The organism is Demequina sp. NBRC 110052 (assembly GCF_002090075.1).
Taxonomy (GTDB): domain Bacteria; phylum Actinomycetota; class Actinomycetes; order Actinomycetales; family Demequinaceae; genus Demequina.
In genome coordinates, this window is sequence record NZ_BBRI01000002.1 from 48,019 (window position 1) to 70,326 (window position 22,308).

The 22,308-nt window shown below is 69.8% G+C and carries 21 protein-coding genes and 1 tRNA gene; 16 read left to right on the top strand and 6 right to left on the bottom strand.

Translation table 11 applies throughout. The annotated features are described in order from the left end of the window. The first annotated feature begins 65 nt into the window (after window positions 1-65). A complete protein-coding gene (locus tag B7K21_RS12715; RefSeq protein WP_200806218.1) occupies window positions 66-212 on the top strand; it encodes a GPGG-motif small membrane protein in 147 nt (48 codons plus the stop codon). A 188-nt stretch (window positions 213-400) separates the two neighbouring features. Here B7K21_RS12715 and B7K21_RS00245 read toward each other — a convergent pair whose 3' ends face one another. Together B7K21_RS00245 and B7K21_RS00250 are read right to left on the bottom strand one after the other, a co-directional pair. Next, entirely contained in the window at window positions 401-2,623 is a 2,223-nt protein-coding gene (locus B7K21_RS00245) for a sodium-translocating pyrophosphatase (protein WP_084072940.1), read from the bottom strand. A gap of 23 nt (window positions 2,624-2,646) precedes the next feature. Further along, on the bottom strand, window positions 2,647-3,426 hold the full coding sequence (locus B7K21_RS00250; protein WP_084072941.1) for a hypothetical protein: 780 nt from the start codon (window positions 3,424-3,426) through the stop codon (window positions 2,647-2,649). 205 nt (window positions 3,427-3,631) lie between these two features. On the opposite strand from B7K21_RS00250, the gene B7K21_RS00255 reads away from it, so the two are divergent. Together B7K21_RS00255 and B7K21_RS00260 are read left to right on the top strand one after the other, a co-directional pair. Beyond that, window positions 3,632-3,717, top strand: a tRNA-Leu gene (locus tag B7K21_RS00255). A 76-nt stretch (window positions 3,718-3,793) separates the two neighbouring features. Then, entirely contained in the window at window positions 3,794-5,092 is a 1,299-nt protein-coding gene (locus B7K21_RS00260; RefSeq protein WP_084072942.1) for a M20/M25/M40 family metallo-hydrolase, read from the top strand. 48 nt (window positions 5,093-5,140) lie between these two features. On the opposite strand, the gene B7K21_RS00265 is transcribed toward B7K21_RS00260, so the two are convergent. Further along, window positions 5,141-5,398 (bottom strand): DUF5703 family protein, encoded by a 258-nt coding sequence (locus tag B7K21_RS00265; protein ID WP_234989111.1) that lies wholly within the window; start codon window positions 5,396-5,398, stop codon window positions 5,141-5,143. A gap of 43 nt (window positions 5,399-5,441) precedes the next feature. Here B7K21_RS00265 and B7K21_RS00270 point away from each other — a divergent pair, with 43 nt between their 5' ends. After that, window positions 5,442-5,753 (top strand): primosomal protein, encoded by a 312-nt coding sequence (locus B7K21_RS00270; RefSeq protein ID WP_234989112.1) that lies wholly within the window; start codon window positions 5,442-5,444, stop codon window positions 5,751-5,753. Window positions 5,754-5,778: 25 nt separating this feature from the next. Here the strand turns inward: B7K21_RS00270 and B7K21_RS00275 are convergent, their stop codons facing one another. Then, window positions 5,779-6,741 carry an aldo/keto reductase gene (locus tag B7K21_RS00275; RefSeq protein WP_084072944.1) on the bottom strand — a complete coding sequence of 321 codons (963 nt, stop codon included), beginning with the start codon at window positions 6,739-6,741 and terminating at the stop codon, window positions 5,779-5,781. A 67-nt stretch (window positions 6,742-6,808) separates the two neighbouring features. Between B7K21_RS00275 and B7K21_RS00280 the strand changes: the two genes are divergently transcribed. Beyond that, window positions 6,809-7,669, top strand: a complete 861-nt coding sequence (locus tag B7K21_RS00280) for an undecaprenyl-diphosphate phosphatase (protein WP_084072945.1) — start codon at window positions 6,809-6,811, stop codon at window positions 7,667-7,669. A gap of 9 nt (window positions 7,670-7,678) precedes the next feature. On the opposite strand, the gene B7K21_RS00285 is transcribed toward B7K21_RS00280, so the two are convergent. Beyond that, complete coding sequence (locus B7K21_RS00285) at window positions 7,679-8,551, bottom strand: PAC2 family protein (protein ID WP_084072946.1); 873 nt, start codon at window positions 8,549-8,551, stop codon at window positions 7,679-7,681. A 23-nt stretch (window positions 8,552-8,574) separates the two neighbouring features. Here B7K21_RS00285 and B7K21_RS00290 point away from each other — a divergent pair, with 23 nt between their 5' ends. Continuing rightward, window positions 8,575-9,264 (top strand): HAD family phosphatase, encoded by a 690-nt coding sequence (locus B7K21_RS00290; RefSeq protein WP_234989113.1) that lies wholly within the window; start codon window positions 8,575-8,577, stop codon window positions 9,262-9,264. Window positions 9,265-9,270: 6 nt separating this feature from the next. Here B7K21_RS00290 and B7K21_RS00295 read toward each other — a convergent pair whose 3' ends face one another. Continuing rightward, complete coding sequence (locus B7K21_RS00295) at window positions 9,271-10,092, bottom strand: PD-(D/E)XK nuclease family protein (RefSeq protein WP_084072947.1); 822 nt, start codon at window positions 10,090-10,092, stop codon at window positions 9,271-9,273. A gap of 82 nt (window positions 10,093-10,174) precedes the next feature. On the opposite strand from B7K21_RS00295, the gene B7K21_RS00300 reads away from it, so the two are divergent. Genes B7K21_RS00300 through B7K21_RS00345 form a run of 10 tightly spaced genes read left to right on the top strand, consistent with a single transcriptional unit; the run spans window position 10,175 to window position 22,279 of the window. Next, complete coding sequence (locus tag B7K21_RS00300) at window positions 10,175-11,287, top strand: site-2 protease family protein (RefSeq protein WP_084072948.1); 1,113 nt, start codon at window positions 10,175-10,177, stop codon at window positions 11,285-11,287. Between the two features lie 18 nt (window positions 11,288-11,305). Next, the gene (locus B7K21_RS00305) at window positions 11,306-12,334 is read left to right on the top strand and encodes a tRNA (adenine-N1)-methyltransferase (protein WP_084072949.1); all 1,029 of its coding nucleotides are present in this window, start codon (window positions 11,306-11,308) and stop codon (window positions 12,332-12,334) included. Then, on the top strand, window positions 12,334-13,737 hold the full coding sequence (gene arc, locus B7K21_RS00310; RefSeq protein WP_084072950.1) for a proteasome ATPase: 1,404 nt from the start codon (window positions 12,334-12,336) through the stop codon (window positions 13,735-13,737). The genes B7K21_RS00305 and arc overlap by 1 nt, the downstream gene beginning before the upstream one ends. Further along, complete coding sequence (gene dop / locus B7K21_RS00315) at window positions 13,738-15,249, top strand: depupylase/deamidase Dop (RefSeq protein WP_084072951.1); 1,512 nt, start codon at window positions 13,738-13,740, stop codon at window positions 15,247-15,249. A gap of 9 nt (window positions 15,250-15,258) precedes the next feature. Next, a complete protein-coding gene (locus B7K21_RS00320; protein WP_084072952.1) occupies window positions 15,259-15,438 on the top strand; it encodes a ubiquitin-like protein Pup in 180 nt (59 codons plus the stop codon). 29 nt (window positions 15,439-15,467) lie between these two features. Then, window positions 15,468-16,871: a Pup--protein ligase gene (gene pafA, locus B7K21_RS00325; protein WP_084072953.1), complete on the top strand. Its 1,404-nt coding sequence runs from the start codon at window positions 15,468-15,470 to the stop codon at window positions 16,869-16,871. Window positions 16,872-16,915: 44 nt separating this feature from the next. Further along, the gene (locus B7K21_RS00330; protein WP_084072954.1) at window positions 16,916-17,803 is read left to right on the top strand and encodes an FKBP-type peptidyl-prolyl cis-trans isomerase; all 888 of its coding nucleotides are present in this window, start codon (window positions 16,916-16,918) and stop codon (window positions 17,801-17,803) included. Beyond that, window positions 17,803-18,576 carry an imidazole glycerol phosphate synthase subunit HisF gene (hisF, locus tag B7K21_RS00335; RefSeq protein ID WP_084072955.1) on the top strand — a complete coding sequence of 258 codons (774 nt, stop codon included), beginning with the start codon at window positions 17,803-17,805 and terminating at the stop codon, window positions 18,574-18,576. Before B7K21_RS00330 ends, hisF begins: the two co-directional genes overlap by 1 nt. Next, window positions 18,573-20,507 carry an ABC transporter ATP-binding protein gene (locus tag B7K21_RS00340; RefSeq protein ID WP_084072956.1) on the top strand — a complete coding sequence of 645 codons (1,935 nt, stop codon included), beginning with the start codon at window positions 18,573-18,575 and terminating at the stop codon, window positions 20,505-20,507. Before hisF ends, B7K21_RS00340 begins: the two co-directional genes overlap by 4 nt. Continuing rightward, window positions 20,507-22,279 (top strand): ABC transporter ATP-binding protein, encoded by a 1,773-nt coding sequence (locus B7K21_RS00345; RefSeq protein WP_084072957.1) that lies wholly within the window; start codon window positions 20,507-20,509, stop codon window positions 22,277-22,279. The genes B7K21_RS00340 and B7K21_RS00345 overlap by 1 nt, the downstream gene beginning before the upstream one ends. Window positions 22,280-22,308: the final 29 nt, after the last annotated feature.

Genomic DNA, 22,308 nt, shown 5'->3' on the forward strand with positions numbered 1-22,308 from the left:
ACCAGTGGTGTCGTAGTCGGTTGACCACTGCGTCAGACAAGCACGATCACGAGGAGGCAGTACCTATGTGGGATCTCATCCTGTGGATCATCGCCGTCGTCATCGGCATCATCGGCGTCGTCCGACTGTTCCAGAAGCAGTTCCTGTGGGGCATCGTCCTGATTGTCGTCGCCCTGCTGATCGGGCCTGGAGGCGTGAGTCTGTTCACGTGACCCACGCCGCACGCTGAAGGCGAGGGCCACGGGTCCGCGCTGCAGTGTGCGGCGTCATCGATCACGCAAGGCGAGGGCCGCGCTCCGGTGGGAGCGCGGCCCTCGCGGCGCGTCCGGGGGAGCCGGAGCGCCTGCCCGCCGCGGGTTGGTGGTAGCGCGGCGGACGGCCTTCCTCGAGCACAGGCAGATCAGAGAAGATGCACCGCGGCGGTGACACCGGCGATCACGATCGACTCCATGGACATGAGCTTCACGAGGATGTTGAGACCGGGGCCGGACGTGTCCTTGAACGGGTCGCCGACGGTGTCACCGATGACGGCCGCCTTGTGCGACTCGGATCCCTTGCCGCCATGGTGCCCCTGCTCGATGTACTTCTTCGCGTTATCCCATGCACCGCCGGAGTTCGCCTGGAACATCGACAGTGAGAATCCGGTGACCATCGCTCCGATCAGGAGTCCAAGCACGCCCGGCACACCGAAGATGAGTCCGATGATCACGGGTGCCGCGAGGGCGAGTGCGGCTGGCATCATCATCTCCCTCTGGGCCGCCTTCGTGGAGATCGAGACGCAGCGCGCGTAGTCCGGGTCCGATTCGCCGCTCATGATTCCGGGAATCTCCCGGAACTGGCGGCGCACCTCGTCGACCATCTGACCCGCGGCGCGGCCCACGGCGTTCATCGTGATGCCGGAGAAGGCGAACGCGAGCATCGCTCCGGTGAACATGCTGACGATCACCTTGGGGTTGATCAGCACGACCTCGAAGAAGGACATCATCTCCATGAGGTTGAACGCCTGGAGCTGGTCGACGGCACCCGCGGCGACGACGGTGCCGTCCGGGAACACGAAGTCGGTGCCGCGCTCGAGGATGTGCGAGATGCCGATCTTCACCTCTTCGATGTAGGAGGCGAGCAGCGCCATGCCCGTGAGCGCGGCAGAACCGATCGCGAAGCCCTTGCCGGTCGCCGCGGTGGTGTTGCCGAGCGAGTCGAGCGCGTCGGTGCGTTCGCGTACCTCCGGGGGCAGTCCGCTCATCTCGGCGTTTCCGCCGGCGTTGTCGGCGATGGGGCCATAGGCGTCGGTCGCGAGCGTGATGCCCAGGGTGGACAGCATGCCGACCGCTGCCATGCCGATGCCGTAGAGGCCCAGATTCATGGTGTCGGTCGAGTACTCGAAGCCCGACCCGAAGAAGTACGCGAGAGACGTGCCGAGCACCACGGCGAGCACCGGAACAGCGACAGACACCATGCCGACGCCGATGCCCTCGATGATGACCGTCGCGGGTCCCGTCTTGGAGGCCCCGGCGATGCCGCGCGTCGGCTTGTAGCTCTCCGACGTGAAGTACTCCGCCGCGCGACCGATCGCGATGCCGGTCAGCAGGCCTACGACGAGCGCGAGCCACAGTCCCCACAGGTTCGGCATCTGCATCAGCGCGAGCAGGCCGAGCGACAGTGCCGCGATCAGCACGGCGGAGCCGTTGACTCCGCGACCGAGTGACGCCAGCAGCTCCTTCTGCGAGGCGCCCTCCTTGGTGCGCACGAAGAAGACTCCGAGCACCGACAGGAGCGCGCCTAGCGCTCCGATCACCATCGGGGCGATGACGGCGAGGAGCTGAGTCTCCGCGCCGGCCGAGAAGTAGGCGGCGGCGCCGAGCGCGGCGGAGGCGAGGATCACGCCGACGTAGGACTCGTAGAGGTCGGCGCCCATGCCCGCGACGTCTCCCACGTTGTCGCCCACATTGTCCGCGATCGTGGCGGGGTTGCGTGGGTCGTCCTCGGGAATGCCCGCCTCGATCTTGCCGACGAGGTCGGCGCCGACGTCGGCCGCCTTGGTGAAGATGCCGCCGCCGACGCGGGCGAACAGCGATTGCACGGCCGCTCCCATGCCGAAGGTCAGCATGGTGGTCGTGATCACCACGACCTGCTGCGAGTCGTCGACGTTGTAGAAACGCGTGAGGACGAAGAACCAGATCGCGATGTCGAGCAGGCCCAGGCCGACGACGGTGAGCCCCATCACGGCGCCAGAGCGGAAGGCGACACGGAGGCCGCTGTTCAGTGACTCGCGCGCGGCGTTCGCGGTGCGCGCGGACGCGTAGGTCGCTGTGCGCATGCCGATGAAGCCGGCGAGTGCGGAGAACAGTCCTCCGGTGAGGAACGCGAACGGCACCCACGGATTCTGGAGGTGGAAGCCGTACGCGAGGACGCAGAAGATCGCGGTCAGCGAGGCGAGCACGATGCCGACGATCTTGTACTGCTGCTTGAGATAGGCGAGCGCGCCGTGGCGGACGTGGGCGGCGATGCGTGCCATCGTCTCGGTGCCCTCGGACTCCTTCATCATCTGCGAGAAGAAGTAGTAGGAGGCGCCGAGCGCCATGACGGACGACAACGGCACGAGCCAGAACCAGGTGGGAAGCATGAAGGGGATCCTCTCCTCGGCGGCTACTGGCCGAAGCTCGACAGTGCGGAGCGCCACCACGCGAGATGCTCACGTTCGAGCTCGTCGCGTGACGGCATGTGGAAGGCGGTCAGGCCTGTGGAGTCGCCCACGTAGAAGGCGCCCTGGACGGTGCGGAACAGCACGTCCTGGTTCATCTGGCGCATCACCGTCTTGGTGGCCTTGTGGGGCGAGGCCTGGAGCTCGCGGATGCAGTCGCGCAGATGCCCGACGTTCGGGTAAGGGAGGTCGTCGACGTCGGTCGCGTCGGGGTCGAGCCGCAGCGAGCCGAGGGTCAGTTCCGCGAAGACGAGGCGCGGCACGTGCACGTGGCGGTCGGTATCCGTGATGAACCGGGTGAACTCGGCGGGATCGAGCGACGAGACGACGCGCGGCGTGACGGGGCAGAACTCCTGGTAGAGCCTGGATCCGACCTCGCCGTCCGCAGCGGTAGGTGCGGGCTCGAGCGTCAGCACACGGCCGTCGTCGGTGGCGAGGTGCAACGCGGTGAGCGCGTGGCGGGGGATGTGCTCGAGCACGCGGTAGATCGACAGGTAGACCGAGTGCTTCGGCCTGCCGTCGGGGTGCGGCGCACATCGGGCGTCCAGGTCGGTGAGGTCGAAGGCCTCAGGCGGCAGCGCGTCCTTGTCGACCGAGAAGAACACCGCTTGTCCGCGTGCGCGCTTCGCGTTGCCGATCGAGTAGTAGAGGCCGAACTCGTCAGGCTCGAGGCCCGAGGCGATGAGAGCCTCGGGGATGAGCGAGAGATACAGGTGTGTCGTCATCGCCAGTCCCGTCGTCGTTGACGTGAGTGGGGACTCACCTATGACGCTAGGCGCGTCGTCGCCGCCGTGTTAGGGCGAAAGTCCCGGAGCGTGTGACACGACAGCGATGGACGCGCCGGTGGGCGGCCGATGGTGAATCGACCAGCGCCGCGCGTGCTATTCTTCTATCCGCGCTGAGGCGCCCCGCGGGGTCCTCGGTCCACTCGTCCGGGTGGCGGAATTGGCAGACGCGCTAGCTTGAGGTGCTAGTGCCCTTTATCGGGCGTGGGGGTTCAAGTCCCCCCTCGGACACTCTTCGCAAGGCCCCTCCTCGAGAGGGGCCTTCGTCGTCTCGGAGCGGTGCGCGCCCGACGCTAGGCTGGCTCGCATGGCCGACGAGACTCTCATCTCCCTGACCCAGGACCTCATCCGGTTCGACACGACGAACTACGGCGACGAGCCGGGCCCTGGTGAGCGCGCCGCGACCGAGTATGTCGCCACGTTCCTGAGCGATCTGGGGCTCGAGCCGGTGATCCGTGAGGCCGAGCCCGGGCGTACGACCGTGACGGCGCTATGGGAGGGCAAGGACCGCTCGCGGCCGCCGCTCGTGCTGCACGGCCACCTCGACGTGGTGCCCGCCTTCCCGGAGGAATGGACGTACCCGCCGTTCGCCGCCGAGGTGCACGACGACATGATCTGGGGCCGCGGCGCGGTCGACATGAAGGGCATCGACGCGATGTACCTCGAGGCCGTGCGACGGATCATCACATCCGGCCGCAAGCCAGCGCGCGACATCGTGATCGCGTTCTTCGCCGACGAGGAGCACGGCGGCCGGCGCGGGGCGGCGTGGATGGTCGACAACCACCCTGACGACTTCCATGGCGCGACCGAGGCGATCTCAGAGGTCGGCGGCTTCTCCGTCCAGATCGCCGGAAGGCGCACTTACCTGATCCAGACTGCGGAGAAGGGCATCTCCTGGCTGAGGCTCGTGGGCACGGGTGTGCAGGGGCACGGCAGCCTCGTGCACTCGGACAATGCCGTCGCGCACCTCGCCGGCGCCATGTCTCGCATCAGCGACCACCGGTGGCCGCTCGACATCACCCCGACGGGCGAGGCGCTGCTGCGCGGCGTCGCGGAGCTGCTCGAGATCGAGTACGAGCCGACCGAGGAGCGGGTGGCGCAGATCGTCGCTGGCATGGGGCCCGTCAGTCGCATGATCGAGGCCTCCCTGCGCAATACCTCCAATCCGACGATGCTCGACGCGGGCTACAAGACAAACGTGGTCCCCGACGTCGCCACGGGATACATCGACACGCGCTACCTTCCGGGACAGCAGGAGCAGGTGCTGCGGCAGCTCGAAGAGCTCGCGGGCACCCACGTCAAGATCGAGCAATACATCGAGCAGCCCGCAGTGGAGGTGCCGTTCGAGACGCCCCTGGTCGAGAAGATGATCTCGGCGCTGCGTATGTCGGATCCCGAGGCGATCGCGCTGCCGTACATGATGATGGGCGGCACGGATAACAAGCACCTGGCCCGGCTGGGGATCAAGGGCTACGGCTTCGCGCCGCTCATGCTTCCCGACGGGCTCGACTTCTCGAGCCTCTTCCACGGCATCGACGAGCGCATCCCGATCGAGTCGCTGCGCGTGGGCGCCGACGTCGTGGAGCAGTTCCTGCTCGACTGCTGAGCGCTGTTCTGCAGCCTAGGGGAGTAGCACTCGCGAGCAGGGCAGCCCTCAGGCCGCGTCGGTGCGCGGCACCCTGGTGACGCGACGCCGCAGCCAGACGCGCCGTGCTCCGCCAAGGAACAGCTGGCTGCGTGCGAGCTCCCACTGCCCATACTCGGCCTGCTCGGTGAGGAGGCTGCGCGCGTCGGCGCGCGACACGTCGCGCGGGATGTCGACCACGCGCCACTCGAAACGAGACGCGCGGGACGGGGTGCCGCGCGTCGGCGTGACGACGTGCGTGCGCTCGCGGGCGATCGGATCCTTCATCTGGGCCTCCCGTTTCACAGTAGCGGCGGGTACGGTCATGTCTATGGACACCTCACGCGAGGCGCTGGAGCGGCTGACGGCGGCACTCGAGAAGCACCTGGATGCCGTCATGGGTCGGCGCGGCGACGAGGACGCGGCGGTGGACGACGCGTACGACGCCGTCGCCGAGGCCTTCGAGACGTACGAGGCTGCGCTCGACGAAGACTTCGGGGAGACGCTCCCGATCGTGCTCGACGACCTGGGCGATGACGACGAAGACGGCGACGATGAGGACGTCGACGAGGAGCTCGACGGCCACGCTGACGAGGACGAGGACACGATGGACGACGACATCGAGGAGTTCGACCTGCGCTGACGCGTGACGGTCGCCCCGAGCATCGTCAGCGCCGCTCCGGGTACCCGAGAGCGGGAGCCGTCACCTCATCGAGCGCCTCACGGATCGCGTCGGGGAGGGACAGGCTCTCCGCCTCGAGCGACGGGCCCAGCTGGCGCGCCGTGCGCGCGCCGACTATCGCAGACGAGACCCACTCGCGCGCGAGCACCCACGCGAGCGCCACCTGCTGGGGCGCAAGTCCGAGCCCGTCCGCAGCCGTCGCCAGCGCGTCGACGATCACTCCCGCGCGGTCGTCCAGATACGGCTCGACGAACCCTGCGAGGTGCTCCGATGCGGCACGCGAGTCCGCCGGGACGGCATGCCGGTACTTGCCCGTCAGGACGCCCCGCCCCAGGGGAGACCACGCGAGCACGCCCATGCCGAGGCTTCGCGTCGCAGGCACGGCCTCGCGCTCGATGCCTCGCTGCAGGAGTGAGTACTCGAGCTGCGCGGCTGCGATGGCGGGTCTCCCGGTGGCCTGGGTCGCGATCCTTGCCGTGGCCCACGCGGGGTAGTTCGAGACTCCGACGTAGCGTGCACGGCCGGAGTTGACGGCGATCTCGAGCGCGTGGAGCGTCTCGTCCGAGGGGGTGATGGCGTCGAACGCGTGCACCAGCCACAGGTCCACGTGGTCGGTCCCGAGGCGGGCGAGGGAGGCGTCGAGGGTGTCGAGCATGGTGTCGCGCGACGCATCGATCATGCCGCCGTCGCCGGTGCGGCGGATGCCCGCCTTGGTGCAGATCTGCACGTCCTCGCGGGCTACGGCGCCGCCGAGCAGGGAGCCGATCAGTGCCTCGGAGCCGCCATCCGCGTACGACGCTGCGGTGTCGAGCAGCGTGCCGCCCGCGTCGAGGAACATGTCGAGTTGATCGGCGGCCTCCTCTGGCGACGTGTCCCTGCTCCACGTCATGGTGCCGAGTCCGAGCCTCGAGACCTCGAGACCGCTCGTGCCGACCCTCCTGCGCTGCATGGCCACGACGCTACCGGGGCGTGGGCGGGGGAGGGCGACGCGACGCGCGGGCGCTAGCCTTGCCGTCATGACGTGGTGGGAAGCCGTGGTGCTTGGACTCGTACAGGGACTCACGGAGTTCCTCCCGATCTCGTCGAGCGCGCACGTGCGCCTGCTCGGAGAGCTCCTGCCGCATGCGGCAGATCCCGGCGCGGCCTTCACGGCCGTGATCCAGATCGGCACCGAGGCGGCCGTGCTCGTGTACTTCCGCAAGGACATCGTGCAGATCGTCGGTGCATGGTTCCGCGCACTGGCCGGCCACGACGGCAAGGACCGCGCCGCACGGTTCGGCGCCCACAGTCCGCAGGCACGTCTGGGGTGGTGGGTGATCATCGGCTCCGTGCCGATCGTGGTGCTGGGCGTGCTGTTCAAGGACGCTATCGAGACCTACGCGCGCAACCTCTACCTCACCGCGACGATGCTCGCGGTGTTCGCGATCGTGCTCGCGTGGGCGGATCGCGTGGGCCGCAAGCAGCGCGACGTGACCGAGCTGAAGGCGAAGGACGCGGTCGCGCTCGGCTTCGCGCAGGCGATGGCTCTCATTCCCGGTGTGTCGCGCTCGGGAGGGACCATCTCGATCGGACTGTTCCTGGGGCTGACGCGGACCGCCGCAGCACGCTACTCGTTCCTGCTTGCCATCCCCGCGGTTCTCGGCTCGGGCTTCTTCGAGCTCATCAGCGAGTACGAGGGACTGACTGCAGCAGACGGTCCGGGGCTTGCCGCGACCGCCATCGCCACCGTGGTCGCGTTCGTGGTCGGCTTCGGCGTGATCGTGTGGTTCCTGCGGCTGATCTCGCACCGCTCGTTCCTGCCGTTCGTCGGCTACCGGCTCGTGCTGGCTGCGGCGATCTTCACGCTCCTGGGCGCGGGCGCCATCAGCGCGACCTAGGACCGCGCCTCACTCGCCGGACTTGCCGGGGCCGCCCTCGCGCCGGCGCAGGAAGCGCTCGAACTCGGCGGCGATCGCATCGCCGGACGCCTCGGGCAGGTTCGCCTCGTCCATCATCGACTCGAGGTGGCGCACGTGCTGCTCGATCTCCTCGTCCTCCTCCGCGAGCTCGTCGGCCCCGCGCTGCCAGGCCTCGGCCTCGTAGGGCAGGTCTCCGAGGTCCAGCGGATCGCCGAGGAAGCGCTCCAGCTGCCCGAGCAGCGCGATCGTGCCCTTGGGACTCGGGGGCTGCGCGACGTAGTGGGGGATCCCCACCCACATCGACAGCACCGTGATGCCGCGCAGCTCCGCCTCGTGGCCCAGCACGCCGAGGATGCCGGTGGGTCCCTCGTAGTCCGAGCGCTCGAGGTCGAACAGCGCACGAGCCGTGGCGCTCTCGCTCGTGACGAAGATGGGCAGGGGGCGCGTGTGGGGCACGTCCACGAGGAGCGCGCCGCAGGTGATCAGCGTGGTGACGTCGAGCGCCTCAGCGTGGTCGAGGATGTCGTCGCAGAATGCGCGCCAGCGCATCGACGGCTCGATGCCGCGCGCCAGTGCGATGGTGCGCTCTCCGGGCCACGGATCCGCGGCGGTGGAGATGATCGTGCCGGGCCACGAGACGATGCGCTCGCCATCGGGAGCGCGCGAGATCGTGGGCCGGCTCACCTGGAAGTCGTGGTACTCCTCCGAGTCGAGCGCGGCGTGCTGCTGGAGGTCCCAGGTCTGGGCGAGATGGTCGAGAGCGCCAGACGCGGCGGAGCCGGCGTCGTTCCACCCCTCGAACGCCGCGATCATGATCGACTCGTCGCGGGGCAGGTGCCCGGCGTCCATCTCCTCGCTCATTCGGTCAGCCTAGACTGAGTCGCGTGAATCCTCAGCCCCCTCTTCCAGCGGCCGTGCTGTGGGACATGGACGGCACACTGATCGACTCCGAGCCGTACTGGATCGAAGCGGAGACCGCACTCGTCGAGCGGTTCGGGGGCACGTGGAGCGAGGAGGACGGGCTCACGCTCGTCGGTCGTCCGCTGCCGTACTCCGCGCGGATCTTGCAGGGTCGCGGAGTCGCCCTGCCTGAGGACGAGATCGTCGCGACCCTCACCGCGTCGGTGGCAGAGCGGATACGTGGCGCGGTGCCGTGGCAGGAGGACGCTCGCGCGCTGCTCCAGGAAGTGGTCGCCGCAGGCGTGCCCTGCGCCCTCGTGACGATGTCGTATCGCCGCATGGCCGATGCGCTCCTCGCCGCAGTGCCCGAGGCGTTCCAGGTCGTCGTGACTGGCGACGAAGTGCGCCACGGCAAGCCCGATCCCGAGTCCTACCTGCTCGCGGCGCACCGACTCGGCGTCGACATCGCGCGCTGCGTGGCGATCGAGGACTCTCCCAGCGGCATCGGCGCCGCATGGTCCTCGGGGGCGGCGACGATCGCGGTGCGTCGCCTCGCAGAGCTCGAGGCACGCCCGGGTCTGACGAGACTGACGACGCTCGATGGGCTGGGGCTCGAAGGGATCAGGGCCATCGCGAACGGCGAGGTGCGCGACGAACTGACGGGCGGCGCTTGAGCGATCTCAGGCGGTGACGCCGAGCGCGTCGAGCGCACGCTCCGGCGACAGCGCAGGCGGTGTGCCGCCGAACTCGGGGCACAGCTCTTTGAAGCTGCACCAGTCGCATAGCTTGGAGCGCTGCGGGCGGAACGCGCCGGCCTTCGCGGCGGCGACGATCTCGTCCCACAGCGCGCGGATCTCGAACTCGACCTGGGCGAGGTCGTCCGGAGTGGGCCGCAGATCCAGGCGCCCGCCGTCCTTGAGGAAGAGCAGCTGAAGCAACGCGGGCCTACGTCCCCGGATGCGATCCACGAGGAGCGCGTAGAACCGCATCTGGAAGCGCTCCTTCTGGCCGTAGTTCGGAGGAGGCGTGCGACCTGTCTTGTAGTCGGACAGCCGGATCGAGCCGTCTGGCGCGACCTCGACGCGGTCGATGATGCCGCGCAGCAGGGGGCCGTCCTCCAGCTGGAGCTCCACGAACTCCTCGCGACCGGAGGGCTCGAGCCGCATCGGGTTCTCAAGCGTGAAGTACGTCCGCAGACGCGCCCGCGCTTCGTCGAGCCACGCGGCCAGCGCCGCGTCATCCGCGTGGAGTTCCGCGAGCGCGGGATCCTTCGCGAGCATCTCCTCCCACCCCGGGCGCAGCGCGCGCGCCGCAGAGTCCTCGGTGCGGTCCTCGGCGGGGAGATCGAACAGGCGCTCCAGGACGAGGTGGACCAGCGTGCCGAGCGTCGCCGCTGACGACTTCGGTTCCGGGAGGCGGTCGATCGTGCGCAGCCGGAACAGCAGCGGACATTGGCGGAAGTCGTTCGCGCGCGAGGGCGACAGTGCGGGTCGGCGTGCCATGCGAACACCCTAGGCGCGGGCTCCGACATCGTGACGCGGCGCGGCGGCAGGGGCTGAGGCGGGCGTGACCTACGGTGGACGCATGCCGTCGTCTCCTCGCCCCACACGCGGATTCCAGCTCGGAACCCTCGTCGGGGCGCGCGTCATCGTGCAGCCGTCCACGCTGCTGATGCTCGCCGCCCTCGCGTTCCTGTTCGCGTCTGGCACGGAGGGCGGCATGACTCGCCGCGCCTTCACGCTCGGCCTTGCGCTCGCCGTGAGTCTCTTCGTGTCCGTCTTCCTTCACGAGGCTGCGCACGCCGTCGCTGCGCGCGCGTTCGGGCGGCGCGTGGACGAGATCGTCATCACGCTGTGGGGCGGACACACCTCGTTCGACTCGACGGCGCTGACGGCGCGTGTCTCCGGAGTCACGGCAGTCGCGGGTCCGCTCGCCAACGTCGCGATCGGACTTGCACTCATGGGCATCGGTGCCGCGTTGCCGCTCACGGGCATCGGTGCGGGAATCCTCTCGTGGGCCGCCTACGCGAACCTGTTGCTGGCAGCCTTCAACCTGCTGCCTGGCATCCCCATGGACGGTGGGCGCGTTCTCGAGGCGATCGTCTGGGCCGTGACCGGGCGGCGTCACACGGGAACGATCGTCGCAGCGTGGGGAGGACGCGTCGTCGCGGTCGGCGTGCTGCTGTGGGCGGTCGTGCCGCCGCTGCTGCGCGGAGCCGCGCCCAGCCTGTTCACGATCGTGTGGGCCTTCCTGATCTTCTCGATTCTGTGGCCTGCCGCGTCGCAGGCGCTGCGCTGGTCCCAGACGCTCGCGCGGCGCGAGGGCGTGTCCGCGGCCTCGCTGATGCGGCCCGCGGTCGCGCTCCGCTTCGACGCCTCCGTGGCGGCAGCACTGAATCTCGCGGACGACGCGGGCGCCGAGGAGGTCGTCGTGCTCGCGGCGGACGACGCGGCGGCCGGCCGCTTCCCCGTGACGACCGCCCGCGAGGTGCCCGCGGACCGGCGCGAGACGACGGGCCTCGACGCTGTGACGACGCCGTTGCCCCGTGGCGCTGCGGTGACGGTCGGTGCGGACGCCGAGGCGCTCGTCGAAGCTCTCCGTGAATGGTGGGGTCGCACCGACGCCTGGGTAGTGCTGAGCGAGGGGGAGCCAGTCGGCGTCGTGCGGCTCCTCGACGCGATGAACGCGTTGCGCTGACCCGCCTAGGATTGCGGCATGACCCCTGACTCCGTCGCGCCCACGGGCGCCCAGCTCCGCCGTGGCCCTCTGCGCGAGGGCGAACGCGTGCAGCTCACCGACGCGAAGGGCCGCCCTCACACGATCCAGCTCGCCGCGGGCAAGGTGTTCCACACCCATCGCGGTCATCTGTCGCACGACACTCTGATCGGCAGCGACGAGGGAGTCGTCGTGCGGACCTCGTCGGGTGCCGGGCTGCTCGCGCTGCGGCCGCTCCTCAACGATTTCGTGATGTCGATGCCCAGGGGAGCGGCGGTCGTCTATCCCAAGGACGCCGGCCAGATCGTCCAGTACGGCGACATCTTCCCCGGCGCGCGCGTCGTCGAGGCGGGAGTGGGCTCGGGAGCGCTCACCATGTCACTCCTGCGCGCGATCGGCGACGAGGGCGAGCTCATCTCGATCGAGCGCCGCGAGGACTTCGCCGACATCGCGCGGGCGAATGTGGAGACGCACTTCGGGGCTCCGCACCCCGCGTGGCGTCTTGAGATCGGCGACTTCGCGGACCGCGTGGCCGAGGTCGCGGCGCCAGGCACAGTGGACCGCATCGTGCTCGACATGCTTGCGCCGTGGGAGAACCTCGAGGCGGCCGCGGGCGCGCTCGCCCCCGGCGGGGTGTTCCTCGCGTACGTCGCGACGACGACGCAGCTGTCGCGACTCGCAGAGGACCTGCGCGAGCATGGCGGCTTCACCGAGCCACAGGCGTGGGAGACCATGGTGCGCACGTGGCATCTCGAGGGCCTGTCCGTCAGGCCGGATCACCGGATGATCGGCCACACGGGGTTCCTGCTGACCGCAAGGCGTCTCGCGCCTGGCGTCGAGGCGCCGCTGAGGCACCGCCGTCCCGCCAAGGGCGCCTATCCGGTGGATGACGAGTGGACCCCGGAGGACCTCGGCGAGCGCGCGGTGTCCGACAAGAAGGTGCGCAAGGTGCGCCGCGACGCGCTGCGCTCGATCGAGGCGATCGAGGGCACGGAGGCGATGCCCGCGCAGCCGGATGAGGAGGACTGATGGTGGCCGAGGGCCAGGACAGGACCGCCGCGCTGGAGCGGCGCAACGCTGAGCTTCAGCGACTGCTCGAGCTCGCGCGCGAGCAGCTTGGGGAGATGAAGGAGAAGCTTGCCGAGGCGTCTCAGCCGCCGCAGACCTTCGCGACCTTCGTGCAGAAGGTCGGACGCCTCGTGGACATCGTGTCGCAGGGGCGCCGCATGCGTGTCGCGGTGCTGCCCGGCGTGGACGTGGACCTGAAGCCAGGAGACGAGGTCCTGCTCAACGGCATGAGCGTCGTGGTCGGCAAGGCACAGCCCGAGCGCACGGGCCAGGCCGCGATCGTGCGGGAGGTCATCGACGACGACCGCATCCTCGTCGTCTCGCGGGGCGAGGACGAGCGAGTCGCCGTGCTCATCGGCGGCGACGCCGCGGCACGCGTCCACGAGGGCGACACCGTGATCATCGATCCGCGCACGGGCTTCGCCTCCGAGCGGGTCGAGCGCACAGGCGTCGAGGCGCTCCTGCTCGAAGAGGTGCCGGACGTCGACTACGCCTCGATCGGAGGGCTGACGCCCCAGATCGAGCGCATCCGCGACGCTATCGAGCTACCGATCCGACACCCCGAGCTCTATCGCGAGCATCTGCTTCAGCCCCCGCGTGGCCTGCTGCTGTACGGCCCGCCCGGGTGCGGCAAGACGCTCATCGCCAAGGCCGTCGCGCACTCGCTCGGCGATGCCGTGGGCGCCGACCGGAGCTACTTCCTCTCGGTCAAGGGCCCCGAGCTTCTCAACAAGTACGTGGGTGAGACCGAGCGCTACATCCGGACCATCTTCGAGCGTGCGCGCGCCAAGGCGCACACGGGTGCACCCGTCGTCGTGTTCTTCGACGAGATGGACGCGCTGTTCCGTGCGCGGGGCTCGGGCGTGAGCTCGGACATGGAGACGACGATCGTGCCGCAGCTGCTCACGGAGCTCGACGGCGTCGAGGCGCTCAGCAACGTCATCGTGATCGGCGCCTCCAACCGCGAGGACATGATCGATCCAGCCATCCTGAGGCCCGGCCGCCTGGACGTGAAGATTGAGATCTCGCGGCCCGATGCGCGGTCGGCGGAGGACATCTTCGCGAAGTACCTCACGACGCGCCTCCCGATCGACCCAGGGGCGATCAAGGAGCACGGCGGGGACGCTCACGCGACCGTGCGTGCGATGACCTCCGACGCGGTGGCCCACCTGTTCGCGGCGCCCGACGCCTCCGACCATGTCTCAGGCGCGATGATCCGCAACATCGTCGACCGCGCCAAGACCGCGGCGATCAAGTCGGTCATCTCCGGGGGAGCGAAGGGCATCTCGTTCGCCCACCTCCGGTCCGCATGCGAGCAGGAGCTGATCGAGGCACGCGCGGTGGCGGCGAGGGAGCTCGGCTGAATGCGCATCGTCGGCATCGAGACCGAGTACGGCATCACTGACCCCGACGATCCGCGCGCGAACGCGATCCTCCTCGCGTCTCGACTCGTCAGCGCGTGCCGCGCCGAGCTCGGCGACCTCTCGGCACGGTGGGACTACGGCGGGGAGGACCCGCTGCAGGATCAGCGCGGCATGCGCCGCGACCGGCGCTACGCCACCGCCGACCTGCTGACCGATGCGCCCGAGTACTCCGAGGCCGAGCGAGGCATCACGCTGCGTCGGCGTCGCGGCTCATGGGAGGACCCCGCGCACCTCAACGCGGTGCTTCCCAACGGCGCGCGGTTCTACGTGGACCACGCACACCCCGAGTACTCCGGCCCCGAAGTGCGATCCGCGCACGACGCCGTCCTGTGGGACGTCGCGGGCGATCGCATCGCGCTCGCCGCGGCCGCGCGCTACGAGGCGATCGAGGGCGAGCGCGTGACCCTGTACAAGAACAACGTCGACGGCAAGGGCGCCAGCTACGGCACGCACGAGAACTTCCTGGTGCGTCGCGACGTCGACTTCGACGCGCTCGCGTCGCGCCTGACCGCGCACCTGGCGACGCGCCAGGTCTACACGGGGGCGGGCCGCGTCGGGCTCGGCGCTCACGGCGAGGACGCGGGCTTCCAGATCTCGCAGCGCGCCGACTACATCGAGACCGAGGTCGGCCTCGAGACGACCCTGCGGCGACCGATCGTGAACACGCGCGACGAGCCCCACGCCTCGCGTCAGCGGTGGCGCAGGCTCCATGTGATCATCGGCGACGCGAACTGCCTGGAGGTGCCGACGTACCTCAAGATCGGCACCACGGCGCTCGTGCTCGCCGCGATCGAGGCGGAGGACGAGCGGCTCGACGCGCTCGTGCTGGCCGACCCCGTGGGTGACGTGCGGACAGTCTCGCGTGACCTCGCGCTCGAGACCTCCCTCGCGCTCGCCTCGGGCGAGACGGCCACGGCGCTCGAGATCCAGCGGGCGCTCCTCGAGATCTGCCGCGACTACGCGCGCGACGGCGACGACGCGCTGGTGCTTGCCCGCTGGGAGAGCGTGCTCGATCGCCTTGGCAGGGACATCTTCGAGGCGGCGCGTGAGGTCGAGTGGGTCGCGAAACTGCAGCTACTCGGACGGCTGCGCACGAAGAATGCGGGGCCGGACGGGCGCCCGTTGCCGTGGGACGACGCGCGCCTCGCCGCGGCCGATGTGCAGTGGTCGCGGCTCGGCGACGGCTTCGCGTTCCGCCTCGCCGCCGCAGGCGCCGTGGAGCGCCTCACGACCGACGAAGCCGTGGCGCAGGCGGAGACGAACGCACCGCAGGACACGCGGGCGCGGCTCAGAGGCGCGATCGTCGCGGGGCGTCCCGACATCGTCGATGCCGCGGGATGGTCCACCGTCGTGCTCGACCGTGACGCGGACCACGGCAACCTCGAGGTCGTGCATCTGTACGACCCGCATGAGGCCAGCCACCCGCTGCTGGACTCCTTGCTGCGCGGATAGACTGCACTCATGCCTCAGGTCAACGCTTCCGGACAGCCCTACGAGGACGACGCGCCCGAGCCCGCAGCGGCACCCGCGCAGCAGGCCTCGACCGACGCGCTCGACGACCTGCTCGACGAGATCGACGGGTCGTTGCAGACCAACGCAGAGCAGTTCGTGCGCTCGTTCGTCCAGAAGGGCGGCGAGTAGCGCCGTCCGGCGCCTCGCACGCCGTCGCGATGCAGATCGCCGAGGTTCCGCCGCCACTCGAGGTCGATCCGGCCCGCCGCATCTTCGGGCTCGAGACCGAGTTCGGCCTCCATGTGCATGCGCCTCACTCACGGCCCGTGACTCCCGAGGAGGTCGCGGGGCACCTGTTCCACTCCGTGGTGCAGTGGGGCCGCTCCTCCAACGTGTTCCTCCCGAACGCGTCGCGCCTGTACATCGACGTGGGCGCGCACCCCGAGTACGCGACGGCGGAGTGCGACACGATCACCGACCTCATCGCGATGGACAAGGCGGGCGAGCGCATCGTCCACGATCTCGTGGCGGACGGCGAGAAGCGACTCCGCGAGGCGGGCGTCGACGGCACGATCTACCTCTACAAAAACAACACCGATTCGGCCGGCAACAGCTACGGATGCCACGAGAACTACCTCCTGCGGCGCCGCGCCGACTTCGCGGGCTTCGGGCGCCAGCTTCTGCCGTTCCTCGTGACCCGGCAGATCGTCACCGGAGCCGGCACCATCACTCGCACGCCTGAGGGCGCGCACTACAGCTTCTCGCCGCGAGCCGACCACATGTGGGAGGGCATGAGCTCCGCCACCACTCGCTCGCGCCCCATGATCAACACGCGCGACGAGCCGCACGCGAGCGCCGAGCTGTACCGGCGCATGCACGTGATCGTGGGCGACTCGACCATGGCCGAGCCGACCACGCTGCTCAAGGTCGGGGCCACCGACCTCGTGCTGCGCCTCTTGGAGGCACGGGTGCTGATGCCCGACCTCGCCCTCGCCAAGGAGATGCAGGCGATTCGCGACGTCGCGCACGACCTGACCGGCACGGCCACAGTCGAGCTTGCCGACGGTCGGACCATGACCGCGGTCGAGGTCCAGCAGAGCTTCCTGGACACCGTCGTGGTCCACCTTGACGGGATCATCGAGCGCACGGAGGAGGTCGAGCGCATCCTCGACCTGTGGCAGCGCGGCATCGACGCAGTCCGCTCCCAGGATTTCTCGAGCGTCGACACGGAGCTCGACTGGGCCATCAAGCTCAGGCTGATCCAGCGCTACCAGGACCGCCTGGGGTGTGCGCTCGACGACCCCCGCCTCGCGCGACTCGAGCTCGCGTTCCACGACATCTCTCCCGAGCGCGGGCTCGCGAACCGGCTCCAATCGCAAGGCCTCATCGCCAGAGTGGTGACGGACGACCAGATCGCGCGCGCGAAGACCTCGCCGCCGGCCACCACGCGTGCCGCCCTGCGCGGCCGCTTCGTGCAGGAGGCGTTGGCGGCAGGGCGTGACTTCACCGTCGACTGGGTGCATCTGAAGCTCACCGGCAACGAGCATCGGACCGTGCTGCTGAAGGATCCGTTCCGGTCCGTCGACGACCGCGTGGACCTGCTGCTCGCCGACCTCGGCTGAGCGCAGCCGCACGTACACTGTTCTGGCCGTCCGAAAGGGGAAAGATGCGTCGCGCCTTCGCGCTCGCTGTCGCCGGGAGCCTCGCGCTCGCCGGCTGCGTCAGCGCACCACCGGAGGAGTCGGTGACCGCCACCCCGACGGGAGACGTCGAGCTCATCACGGTCGGGGCCGACGAGACGGGCGCGCCGACCCTCGAGTTCGATACCGACGTCGACTGGACTCGCGTGCAGACCGACGTGGTGTGGGAGGGCGACGGCGACGCGCTCGTGGACGGTCAGCCGTTGCTGCTCGACCTCTACGGAGAGTCCCTGCTCGACGGTGCGATCGTGGTCGACAGCTACACCGGCCTGGCGCGGTCGTTCCTGCTCGCTCCCGAGCTGCTGGGCGACGATCTGTACGAGCTGCTGCTTGAGCAGCGCGTGGGCGCGAGGCTGCTCCACGTGTCGCCTGCGTCGTCCGGTGGCGTGGACGATGAGCCGCCGATCGCGCTGATCATCGACGTGCTTCCGACGCGCGCGGCCGGGATGAGCGCCGACATGCCCGAGGACTGGCCCACCGTGTTCCTCGCGGAGGACGGCGAACCGAGCGTCTCGATCCCTGAGAGCGTCGAGCGCCCCGCGCAGACGCAGGTCGTGACGACGATCCAGGGCACTGGCACGCAGGTGCGCGAGGGCTCGTGGGTGCTCGCCAACTACGTGATGGTGTCGTGGGACGGAGAAGTGCTGGACTCGTCGTGGCCAGACGAGCGCGCCCCCCTCGAGTTCGAGGTCGGCGCTCGCACTCAGATCCCGGCGCTCGAGGATGCCCTCATCGACCAGCTCCAGGGCTCGCAGGTGATGATCCTCGCGCCGGCGACGCAGGCGTACCCCGACAAGGGTCCTGTCGTGCTGGTGGTGGACATCCTGGACGTCTTCACCCCGGAGGTCGAGTGATGTCGGTCGCGCTGCGGGTGATTCCCTGCCTGGACGTCGACGCGGGCCGCGTCGTCAAGGGCGTCAACTTCGAGAACCTCCGCGACGCCGGAAACCCCGTGGAGCTGTCGCGCGCCTACGGAGCAGGCGGGGCGGACGAGCTCACGTTCCTCGACGTGACCGCGAGCTCGGGCAGCCGCGAGACGACCTACGACGTGGTGCGCCGCACCGCTGAGCAGGTGTTCGTGCCGCTCACCGTGGGAGGGGGAGTGCGCTCTCCCGAGGATGTGGACCGCCTGCTGCGCGCGGGCGCGGACAAGGTCGGTGTCAACACGGCCGCGATCGCGCGCCCTGAGCTCATCCGGGAGATCTCTCAGCGCTTCGGCAATCAGGTGCTGGTCCTGTCGGCGGATGCCCGACGCTGCCGCGACGGGGCGAGCACCGCGTCGGGCTTCGAGGTGACGACCCACGGCGGACGCCAGGGCACCGGCATGGACCTGCTCGAGTGGGTCGAGACGGTCGAGCGGCTCGGCGCAGGCGAGATCCTGCTCAACTCGATGGACGCCGACGGCACGAACGATGGCTTCGACCTGGAGATGATCGGTGCCGTGCGCGAGCGCGTCTCGATCCCGCTCATCGCCTCGGGCGGTGCCGGCACGGCGGAGCACTTCGTCGAGGCTGCGCACGCGGGGGCGGACGCCGTGCTCGCGGCCTCGGTGTTCCACTTCGGCACGCTCACGATCGCTCAGGTCAAGGAGCACCTGAGCGCCGCCGGAATCGAGGTCCGTCTGTGAACGGACCCGCGCGGCCGGGCGAGTACGCGCTGCACGGCAGCTTCGCGCGACAGTCGGCGCAGCTGCTATGGCACGGCGTGCGCCAGGCGCCCTGGTACTTCACCGGGGGTGTCGCTGCGGCGACGATGTTCTCGATCATGACGATCGTGTTCGGCAATCTGCTGGGTGGCATCACGGACGACGTCGTCATCCCGGGCGTCTCCGAGGGAACCGTCACTGGGCGCTGGGGCGAGTTCACCGACGATCCATTCACTGCGATCCTCTACGCAGGCGCGGCCTTCTGCCTGATCGGCGTCGCGATCGCTCTCGCGCAGGCCATGCGGCAGGCCATGACCCAGGCGGGAGTGGCACGCGTGGGCGGCCGTCACCGGGAGGTCGTCGCGGAGTCGCTGTCGCGGCTCCCCATGGGGTGGCACCGCACCCAGTCCTCCGGACGAGTGCTCTCCGCGATGTCCTCGGACTCGGAGACGGCCACCAGTCCGCTGAACCCGCTGTCCTTCACCGTCGGCTCGTTCGTGATGATGGTGGCGGCGGGCGTCTCGATGTGGCGCTCTGACCCCTGGCTCGCGATCACCGGTCTCGCCGTCGTGCCCGCGATCCTCGGCATCAACCTGATGTTCGAGCGCATCATCACGCCGCTGTGGAGGCAGGGCCAGACGCTGCGCGCGGACGTGTCCAACATCGCGCACGAGAGCTTCGACGGCGGCACTGTCGTCAAGGCGCTCGGCGTCGAGCGCCGCGAAGGCCGTCGCTTCGCCGCCGCCGCCCGCGAGCTCGCGGCCGCGGACACTCGCGTGGGCCGTGTCAAGGCGTGGTTCGAGCCGCTGATGGACCTGATGGCGCCCCTGGGCGCTGTCGCGCTGATCGTGGTCGGCACGGCTCGCGCCGCTGCGGGGCACGTCACCGTCGGCGAGGTCGTGTCGGCGATGTACTTCGTGACGCTGCTCGCGATCCCCATCCGGGGTCTCGGCTGGATCCTGGGCCAGATGCCGCAGGCGCTCGTCTCCTTCAGGCGCGTCGGCGAGATCGCCGAGGCGGCGCGCGAGGTCGACGAGCCCGGTCACATCGAGATCGAGGGCGTGGGAGCGGGAACCGTGAGCTTCCTCGGCGCCTCGATCGCGGCCGACGACGGGCACGACGAGCTCACCGTGCTGGTCGAGGGTGCGTCGATCGAGCTGCGCGCAGGCACCGTCACCGCGCTCGTGGGCCCCACGGGCTCGGGCAAGTCCACGATCGCGCTGGCCGCGTCGCGCCTCACGATCCCGGCCTCGGGCAAGATCCTGCTCGACGGCGTACCGCTGTCAGACGTGAAGAACCTCGGCGCGCACGTCGCGCTCGTGCCGCAGACGGCCTTCGTCTTCGCAGGCAGCGTCCGCGAGAACGTGACGCTCGGCCGGGACTACACCGACGAGGAGGTGTGGGAGGCGCTGCGGCGCGCCGCCGTCGATCACGTGGTGCGGTCGCTCGTGGACGGCTCGAGCGACCCGCTCGACGCCGAGCTGGACGAGCGCGGCTCGAACCTCTCCGGCGGTCAGCGCCAGCGACTCGCTCTCGCGCGTGCGCTCGTGCGCAGGCCGCGCGTGCTGATCCTCGACGACGCCACGTCCGCCGTGGACCCCGTCGTGGAACGCGAGATCCTCACCGGGCTCTCGGCCTCGACCGACGCGCCCACGGTGCTGCTCGTGGCGTACCGGCTCGCGTCGATCGGCATGGCAGACCACGTGGTGCATCTGGACCGCGGCCGGGTGATCGACTCCGGGACGCACGACGAACTGTTCTCGCGTGACGAGGGCTACCGCGACATCGTGCTGGCCTATGAGCGCGACGCGCGTCAGGCCGCACGGGTCGAGACCGCGCCGAGTGACGAGGAGGTGCCCGACGCGTCGGGCATCGACGGCGGCGATGAGCAGCGAGAGGCGGTGACCGACTGATGGAGCCCACGACCCTGAGGCAGACCCTCAAGCGCGGCTTCGCGCTCAGCCCCGAGTTCGGCGCCGGCCTGGGGATCACCCTGGGTCTGGCCGTCGTCGCTGCGTTCGGCAAGACCGCGGTGCCCTTCGTGACGCAGCAGGTCACGGACAAGGGACTGCTCGCGCCGGGCGGCATCGACGTCTCCGTCGCGTACGGCTTCGCGGCGATCGGTGCGACGCTGCTGATCGTCGCGACGCTCGTGGAGCGCATCGTCCGCATCCGCATGGTCACGCAGGCGGAGCAGGGCCTCGCGACCCTGCGCATCACCGCCTTCGACACGGTGCACGACCTCTCCGTGCTCACGCAGAACGCGGACCGCAGGGGCCGGTACGTGTCGCGCGTCACCGGAGACGTCGAGACCATGCGCGACCTCATGCAGTGGACCGGTGCCGCCATGCTGGTCGCGGCCTTCGAGTCCACGATCATCCTCGCCGTGATGCTCGTGTACGCGTGGCAGCTCGCGGTCGTGGTGATCCTTGCGTACGTGCCGACGCTGCTCGTGCTGCGCTTCGTCCAGCCCCGCATCGTGCGCGCGTACAGTCGCGTGCGGGCGCGCAGCGGCGATCTGCTCGCCGCGACGGGGGAGCAGCTCGTCGGCATCGCCACGATCCGCGCCTACGGCGTCCACGGGCACATGCGCCGCGACCTTGCGCGCATGAACAAGGACATCGTCGCGGGCGACACCCGCGCAGGCTGGCTCGGCACGTCGCTGTTCTCGACGAACGCCGCCGCGCAGTCCATCGCCACGGGGCTCGCGCTCGTGCTCGGCACGCGCCTCGCGCTCGACGGCGCGCTGTCCGTGGGCACGGTGGTGGCCTTCGCGTTCCTCGTCTACCAGTTCGCGGGTCCGATCGGCTGGATCATCGAGATGCTCGCCGAGATGCAGCGCGCGCTCGTCGGCTGGCGACGCGTGATCGGACTCGTCGACACTCCGGTCACAGTCGCGGACCCCGGCGAGAACGGCACCGACATCCCGCGCGGGCACGGCGACGTCGCGATCGACGGCGTCCGCCTCACCTATCCCTCGGGTCCCGAGGTGCTGAAGGGGATCGACCTCGAGGTGCCCGCGGGCCGGCGCATTGCGCTCGTGGGAGAGACGGGCTCGGGCAAGACGTCGCTCGTCCGGCTCCTCGCGCGGTTCATCGACCCCACGCAGGGCATCGTGCGCGTGGGAGGCGTGGATCTGCGCGACGTGCCGATGGCGGGCCTGCGGCGCTCGGTCGCGATCGTGCCGCAGGAGGGCTTCTTGTTCGACGGCACCATCCGCTCGAACCTCGCGTATGCCCTCCCGGAGGGCACGGACGCGGCCGAGCTCGAGTCGCGGGCGCTGGCGGTCTTCGAGTCGCTCGGGCTCGAGGGCTGGATTGCGGCGCAGCCGGCCGGCCTCGACACTCCCGTCGGCCCGCGCGGAGAGCTGCTCAGCGCAGGCGAGCGGCAGCTGGTCGCGATCGCGCGTGCGTACCTCCGGGATCCCGAGGTGCTGATCCTCGACGAGGCGACGTCCGCCGTGGACCCTGCCACCGAGGTGCGCATCTCGCGTGCGCTCGAGGGCCTCATGCGCGGACGCACGTCCGTGGTGATCGCGCACCGACTGTCGACCGCCGAACGCGCCGACGCGGTCGCCGTCATGGACGCCGGTGAGATCGTCGAGTTCGGCTCGCACGACGAGCTCGTCGCGCGCGGCGGCGTCTACTCGCGCATGCACGACGCCTGGGTGGCCCAGACGCGGTGACGCCGGGCGCGATGCCTGCCGCCGCGTCG